Annotated in this window: 6 protein-coding genes; 5 read left to right on the top strand and 1 reads right to left on the bottom strand. The window is 51.6% G+C overall.

Annotation, left to right across the window (positions count from 1 at the left end; translation table 11 throughout):
• The 4 genes from J4G02_22030 to J4G02_22015 all read left to right on the top strand — a co-directional run.
• The coding region (locus tag J4G02_22030; protein ID MCE2397193.1) for an Ldh family oxidoreductase at positions 1–833 on the top strand (833 nt) is incomplete at its 5' end.
• Positions 834–923: 90 nt separating this feature from the next.
• Positions 924–1,922 (top strand): homocysteine S-methyltransferase family protein, encoded by a 999-nt coding sequence (locus J4G02_22025; GenBank protein ID MCE2397192.1) that lies wholly within the window; start codon positions 924–926, stop codon positions 1,920–1,922.
• Positions 1,923–2,017: 95 nt separating this feature from the next.
• Positions 2,018–3,031 (top strand): hypothetical protein, encoded by a 1,014-nt coding sequence (locus J4G02_22020; GenBank protein ID MCE2397191.1) that lies wholly within the window; start codon positions 2,018–2,020, stop codon positions 3,029–3,031.
• A gap of 76 nt (positions 3,032–3,107) precedes the next feature.
• On the top strand, positions 3,108–4,076 hold the full coding sequence (locus J4G02_22015; protein MCE2397190.1) for a hypothetical protein: 969 nt from the start codon (positions 3,108–3,110) through the stop codon (positions 4,074–4,076).
• Here J4G02_22015 and J4G02_22010 read toward each other — a convergent pair.
• Positions 4,073–4,606: a hypothetical protein gene (locus J4G02_22010; protein ID MCE2397189.1), complete on the bottom strand. Its 534-nt coding sequence runs from the start codon at positions 4,604–4,606 to the stop codon at positions 4,073–4,075. The genes J4G02_22015 and J4G02_22010 overlap by 4 nt on opposite strands.
• A gap of 310 nt (positions 4,607–4,916) precedes the next feature.
• Between J4G02_22010 and J4G02_22005 the strand changes: the two genes are divergently transcribed.
• Positions 4,917–5,166 (top strand): hypothetical protein (locus tag J4G02_22005; GenBank protein ID MCE2397188.1); only part of this gene is annotated, 250 nt, incomplete at its 3' end.

The raw sequence follows: 5,166 nt of genomic DNA, 5'->3' as shown, positions 1-5,166 counted from the left end.
CTGCGGTGGTAGATGGACACAGCGCACTAGGACAGGTCGGGGCAACCTTTGCGATGAACCTCGCAATCGAAAAAGCGCGACAATACGGAACAGGCACCGTCGCACTGCGAAATACGAGCCATGTCGGGCGGGCTGGCGCGTATCCCTTGATGGCAGCGCGAAACGAGATGCTAGCGGTCGCCTTCGTCAACGCCGGCAATCTCGGCTACCAGATTGCCCCCTTCGGTGGTCTCGACGGTCGCCTCAGCACAAACCCGATTGCGTTCTCTGCTCCACGCCGGGACGACGACCCAATTTTGGTCGATATGACCACCTCCGTGGTGGCTGAAGGCAAGATTCGCGTTGCTATCAATCAGGGGAAACAGGTGCCAGAAGGCTGGCTCATCGACTCACAGGGCAACCCGACCACCGACCCAAACGACTTCAGAGCCGATCCGCCGGGTGCCATCCTACCGATGGGTGGTGTCGTGGCACACAAAGGCTACGGCCTTAGCTTTGTCGTGGAACTTTTGGGGGGAACTCTCAGCGGCGAGGGATGTGCTGCCGGTGAACGTACAATGGTCAGCAACGGCGTTCTCTTTACGGTTTATAGTATCACCCACTTCACCACTCTCGACGCGTATTACGACGAAGTGGAGGACCTGATTCGGCATGTCAAATCAAGCCGCCTTGCGCCGGGATTTCAGGAGATTCTGAGTCCCGGTGAACCTGAGTTCCGTACCGCAGAGCGAAAGCAGGTCGAAGGTATTGAGATTGATGAGACAACTTGGGCGGCTATCTGTGAGGAGGCACGTGGCTTCGGTCTCGATCCAGAACGTTGGAAGACGGGATAGAAATTTCCTAGGCCGGATCTAATAGATTGGGCAAGAAAGGGACGAACCGAAATAGGATGAAATTATTTTTGAAACGACAGAGGATTTTGGATGAAGACATTCTTGGATAGATTGAAAGACCCCACCCCAATGATCTATGACGGTGGGTTTGGCTCGCAGCTATTTACTGTGGGCATCGCGTTGACAAACAGCACACTTGCAAACGAATTGCACCCGGAAACGGTCATCGACATTCATGCCGCTTACATTGAAGCGGGGGCTGATGCAATAGGAACGAACACATTTGTCGCTTCTCCCCTGCACCTCGAAATGGCGGGAAAAGATGCATCCGAAGCCGAGAAAATTACACGGCAGGCTGTCGCACATGCGAAAGCAGCCGTTGAGAGAAGCGGAAGAGACGTATATATTGCAGGTTCAGTCGGACCCTCCCCCGGCGCAATCGAAGCCGATAGCGGCGGTGTTGATTTCGGTATTGCGAATGAAGCCGTCAGAGATGCACATGAGCGGATAATAAACGCCCTCGCAGAAGAAGGGGTGGACTTTTTTTGTATTGAGACCATGTTCTCCGCGAAGGAGGCTGCAATCGCTGTTGACATTGCGAGAAAAACGGGGCTTCCCATCGCCGTGAATATGACCTACAAATACACCAGAGATCGACGGACGAAACAGGTAATATACAAAACGGATTGGGGACATTCGGCTGCATCTCTCGTTGAAATTCTAGCCGAAGGGGAATTCTCCGATGGGGATAACCTACTCAATGACGTTCAGATCTTAGGACTAAACTGTGGTGCAGAATCGAGGCGTGAAGAGCATACGGGAATGCCCTATGCGATAAGCGGCATTCAGCAGCTGCGCGAAGCGATGGAGGCACAGGGGATTAATTCAAAACGACTGATGGCTTATCCGAATGCGGGTATGGCGCGTTTAGACGAGAATCAGCAGACATATTGGCCCCAAGCGCCGGAGGAGATGTCGCCTTATCTACCAGAGTTGATCAAGGAGGGGGCTTATCTGGTTGGCGGCTGTTGTGGTACAAGTCCCGCGCATGTCAAAGCGTTTCGGGAGGCTTTATCTCAAATAGGGTAAAATGGAGTAGTAGGGCTACAGCACCCCGATCTTATCGGGTCGAAACGTAAATTTGTTGGCACTCATTTCGTTCAAAACTGTATGGAGCAGCCAGAATGAAGATCACAAAAGTCGAACAGTTTATCACAGCAGTCCCCCACATTCTTGCCATTGAGAAAAACCGTCCTGGGGACTACCTCGAACGTCCCATCCCGATCATCAAAGTCCACACAGATGAAGGCATCTACGGCTTAGGAGAAGGAGCCAGGGGACAGCGATTTGACGACGCAATCGAGGGTTGGATCGGTGTAGACGTAATGGAACTTAAATGGCAGAATCTTGGCGGTGCCTTCGGCTCAGCGGTCTTTGATATTGTCGGTAAGGCGTTCGGCGTACCTGCTCACAAACTGATGGGCGCACAGCACTGGGAGAAGGTCCCCGTCGGTTACTGGTCGTGCCCAATGGAGCCAGAGGAGTTTGCCGCGGAAGCAGCGGTGGGTGCCAAGTTAGGTTTCAAGACACACAAACTCAAGGCGCGTCCGTGGAACATTGTCAAGACAGTCCGACTTATGACAGAAGCAGCGGGGGAGGATTACGGGATTATCGTCGATCCCAACTTCTCTTTTGAGACCCCAGAGCAATCGATCCGCCTCGCGCACGAATTGGAAAAATATAATATTGAGGCGTTTGAAGATCCGTTTTCGTATCACGAATACGGTTGGGACAGCTATCGCGACTTTCGCAGTAAGACCCGCATTCCCCTCGCGCCCCACATCGCAGATCCAAAGATGATTATAGATGCCATCAAAGCGGACGCAGCGGATATGTTCAACACCGCCGGTAGTCCGATGAGCGCACAGCAAAACGCTGGCATCGCTGAAGCCGCGGGGTTGCCGGTGTGGCTGCAGGTTGTCGGACTCGGTTTGGGCGTATCGGGTGCTTTCGGCACCCACGTTCATGCGGTTATCAAGAACGCAACGATTCCAAGCGACTCCCTCCATTTCGTCCGTGAGAATGATCTCATTTACGGCGCATTGACCCCGAAAGATGGCTTCGTCGAAGTGCCCACCACGCCCGGATTGGGGATTGAATTGGATATAGAGGCGGTGGAGAAGTATCGGATCGCGTAATGGAAACTCCTTGCAACTTCTCTCGAATTGCGCCTGTCCTATAGACGCGCATTCATCACAAAAGGCGGGGAAAACCATGCAAGCGATCATCTGGAAAGCATTACGCACAGTTTCCCAGTTCTGTTTGCCAATTCTTCTGATTTTCAGTGTGACCGCACTGCATAGCGCGACTGAGGATTCATGGGAGATGCTTGAAAGCGAGCATTTCCAGATTTACTACCAACCCAACGAAACCCACGCCCAAGACATCGCCGATATTGCCGAAGATTTCTATCCGCACCTCAACCGCCTGATTGATGGGATAGAGATCGGCAAGATCGAGATCTGGATGTGTAAGACACAGGAGCAGTTCCAAGCCGCCGCCCACGCCCCCATCCAAGATTGGGCGGTCGGTTGCGCCTTCCCACTCAGTCGCCGCATCGTGATTCAGAACCCTCGTGTCATCATTGATCAAAAGTTTCAACTCTCCCAAGTCCTCCGCCACGAGATTGTGCACATCGCTTTTGGACAACGCACCAAATCCACAATCGGAGACATTCCCTTGTGGTTTATCGAGGGGATTGCAATCTACCTCTCCGGTGAGTGGGCACCCCACCGCCATGATGTCATGTTTGAGCATATCCTATCGAAATCGATTATCCCGCTCGCAGACCTAACAGAACGGTTTCCAAGCCCCGAAAGGGGGGCACAGTTAGCTTACGCCGAAAGCCTGAATGCGGTTGCATGGTTAGTAAAAATCGCGGGGGCAGAAAAGCTGTGGGAGGTTATCGACCTACTTGGCGCGGGGAGCGATCTGAATACCGCCTATAAACAGGCAATCGGCTGGGATCTCGCTACATTCGACGCGGAATGGCAAGCCTCGCTTTACCAACGTTACTACTGGGCGGCACTATTCTCAAATTCCTATCTTTTTTGGGGCAGCCTTGGGTTGGTATTTATTCTTGTGTACCTCCGACGTCGACAACGTATTCGACGACGACTCGTCGAACTTGAGCGACAGGAGTCACAAGTGGATCCGTTTTTTAGGCAGGATAACCAAAGCTAATCCGACAGTGGGGCAAGTTTAATCGGCTTTTCGACCAGTTCAACGGGTGCCTGACAACATACACAATCCCCCGGCGCAGCCACACGTATCGCACAGGTGTCACAGTAGTAGTAGAGGTTATAGACAACCCCATCGTGGACGGATTGGAGTCGAATCGCTTCGAGCAGATGCGTTTTTGGAAAGGTTCTCCCTGTGATGATGAGCGTCTTTTGGTGCAAGCGTTCATCGACAAACAATGCCTCCGACAGATCTGTGCGTAGCAATGTGTAAAACGTGCCGTCTGCCGTCTTAAAGCCGTACAAGTGTTCATGATCGGCGGGAAGATCAGCTCGGTATAAATCGTGCATCGCCTCCGCGAGACACACCAAATGCCCACGGATCCGAATCTCTTTCGCTGCCTCAATGCCTTCCGCCCTTTGCGATTCGGTTGCTATGGTATTTTGCCCCTCCATATTGGCTGCTGCAATCGCCATAAATATCAGAACCAACCCACCTAACCAGAAAACTCCGTGATTATGTCGATAAAACATTAGTACCCTCTCCTCGTTCTAAACATTAGCAACGAATCTCATTTCTATTGCTTCCCCCTCTATACGAGATCTCATCTTACTGTGTTCATATTGTCCCATCTGTGTGGAATTTTGTCCATCTATTTTTGGCTTGACTTCACTATTTTCAGGTGATAGACTTCAGAAGACCATAAAATGGTCAGATGCTGCTTCCCGTTTTTGCTCACGCTTCATGTTTCAGCGTTGGGTTTCACTATCGTTCAATCCGGCCTACTCTTACCACAGGCACTATGTACAATTCACAAGAACTGATGCAGAAGGATAAGAGAAAATGACTCCATCAAAGCAGACCACAGAGACAAAAGATACCCACGGCATCACTACTGACGTACCGGTGCCGATGACCTCAGAGCAGAAATTCTTCTTCGATCTCCGCGGCTGGATACTCCTACCCGCCGTTCTGTCAGAGGATGAAATCGAAGAAACGAAGGAAGAGGTATATGCCGGTGCCAGACAAAGCTATGAAGGTGCCCTTCAGAAACTACTCGATCATCCGGCAATTGTAGGCATTTTGAATGAGA

Source organism: Candidatus Poribacteria bacterium (assembly GCA_021295755.1).
Lineage (GTDB): Bacteria > Poribacteria > WGA-4E > WGA-4E > PCPOR2b > PCPOR2b.
This window is presented reverse-complemented; position numbering and strand designations above follow the sequence as displayed.